At 35.1% G+C, this 2312-nt stretch carries 2 protein-coding genes; both read left to right on the forward strand.

Features of this window, described 5'->3' with window-relative positions; all coding sequences use genetic code 11:
• The coding region (locus WFK35_RS22285; RefSeq protein WP_336734786.1) for a redox-regulated ATPase YchF at positions 1 to 742 on the forward strand (742 nt) is incomplete at its 5' end.
• Between the two features lie 812 nt (positions 743 to 1554).
• Positions 1555 to 2312: AraC family transcriptional regulator (locus WFK35_RS22290; RefSeq protein WP_336734788.1), on the forward strand; the 758-nt coding region annotated here is incomplete at its 3' end.

Consider the following 2312-nt stretch of genomic DNA (forward strand, 5'->3'; position numbering starts at 1 on the left):
AGATCCGTTAAGAGAAAAAGAAATCATTGATATCGAACTTCAGCTGAAAGATCTGGAAACGGTAGGAAAAGCAGTTGAAAAAGCTAAAAAGTTCATCAAATCCGGTAAAAAAGAAGATGTTTTGGCATACGAAACACTTCAGAATCTTCAGAAATTTTTAGAAGACGGTAAAAATGCAAGAGAATTTGCAACAGATGATCTTACGAAATCTATTATCGGAGACGTTCAATTATTAACCAATAAGCCGGTTCTTTACGTTTGCAACGTGGATGAAAATTCTATTAAGAACGGAAACGAATGGATTGGTAAAATTGAAGAAATGGCTAAAAATGAAGGCGCAGAAGTCGTTGTTTTAGCCGCTCAGATTGAAGCAGACATCAATGAACTGGAAACGTACGAAGAAAGAGAAATTTTCCTTGAAGAACTTGGTCTTACGGAGCCCGGAGTTAACCGACTGATCAGAAAAGCCTATGATTTATTGAAATTACAGACTTATTTCACAGCAGGGGTAAAAGAAGTAAGAGCTTGGACAATCGGAAAAGGCTGGACTGCTCCTCAAGCGGCGGGTGTAATTCATACCGACTTTGAGAAAGGATTTATCCGTGCAGAAGTAATCAAGTATGATGATTACGTCAACTACGGTTCCGAAGTAAAAGTAAAAGAAGCCGGAAAACTTTCTGTAGAAGGGAAGGAATATATCGTAAAAGACGGTGATATCATGCACTTCAGATTCAACGTATAAGAATAAAGTATTAAAGTTAGTTATATTGAAAAACGCTCCGGAGCATTGCTTCGAAGCGTTTTTATTTAATTATTATTTCTTCTTCTAAGGTTCCAGTATAAAACGGCACTGGCTTTCCGCGCATTGTCTTCCATAGCTTCTGCAAAGCCCCGTTTGTGGATCAATACATTGCATTAATCCTCCTGTGATGGATCTAAGCTCTTTTTTATTGAGCTTTTTCCCATTTGTTAAATTCTGATTTTTCATAATAAAAGTATTTGATTTAGTTAAAACTTGTAAAATTACTAAGGTCTGCACTGTATCTGACCACAGACTTTAGAAATTGTTATGCAGCCGTATTCATTTAAAACAGGACAAGGAGGATCGATTGTTGGACAAATTACACAATTTAGCAATCCCCCTGTAATAGAACGCAGTTGCTTTTTGTTTAATTTTCTTCCGTTACTTAAATTTTGATTTTTCATAATAAAAGTTATTTGGTTTAGTTAAAATTTATGAAATTATTAAGGTCTGCATTCTTTTTGTGCACATGCCGGAGAGATTTTTGTGCACATTACCTCACAAGGTGGATCAGTGCAGATTATCGGTTCCATACAATTTAATAATCCCCCTGTAATAGAACGCAGTTGTTTTTTGTTCAATTTTCTTCCGTTGCTTAAATTTTGATTTTTCATATTGAATATTTTTAATTTGACATCACTAATATATAAAATAATTCAATATAAATCACTTTTGTTTGATAAATTTATAAAATTATTGTTTGGGATTTCGGAAATAATATTCCGTACATTTGAATTTTACAAATTTCAGTTATGGAAAAGATGCAGCATACTTCCTACACTTCGCTGGATGACTTTTACAGAGAAATGACCGCAAAACTCGGAACGGATATCGAGACTATTTTTCCGAAAGGGCTTCATAAGGAAATCGGCCATTTTAATGTGTTTGATATTGCCCAAACTCTGGAAAGAGCAAAAACAACTTCTGAAATGCCTTACAACAGAAGAAAATATTACAAGATAAGCTTAATAAGAGGCAGAAACAGGGCGGAATATGCAGATAAAATTATTCAGATAAAAGGGAATGCGCTTTTATTTGCGACTCCTAAAGTTCCGTATCATTGGATTCCAGAAGATCCTTTTCAGTCGGGAAGTTTCTGCGTTTTCACGGAAGATTTTTTTATTAAGGATAAATCGCATAATACTCTTGAAGATTTGCCAATTTTTCAGCCTGGAAATGTGCCTCTTTTTGAAATTGAAGATGATCTGGCAGATGAAATTGAACAGCTGTACGATAAGATGAAAAAAGAAATTAATTCCGATTATATTTTTAAGTATGACCTTATCAGGAATTATGTTCTGGAGCTTATTCATTACGGACAGAAGCTGCAGCCGGCTTCAAAATTATCGACGTCAAATGATGCTTCACTGCGTGTTGTTTCGCTGTTTGTAGAACTGTTGGAAAGGCAGTTTCCCATAGAATCATCGGATCAGAGACTGCAGCTGAAAACGGCAAAAGATTATGCAGACCGATTGGGGGTTCATGTAAATTATTTAAATAAAAAACTGAA

The sequence above is a fragment of the Chryseobacterium sp. VD8 genome (assembly GCF_037149975.1).
Taxonomy (GTDB): Bacteria; Bacteroidota; Bacteroidia; order Flavobacteriales; family Weeksellaceae; genus Chryseobacterium; species Chryseobacterium indicum.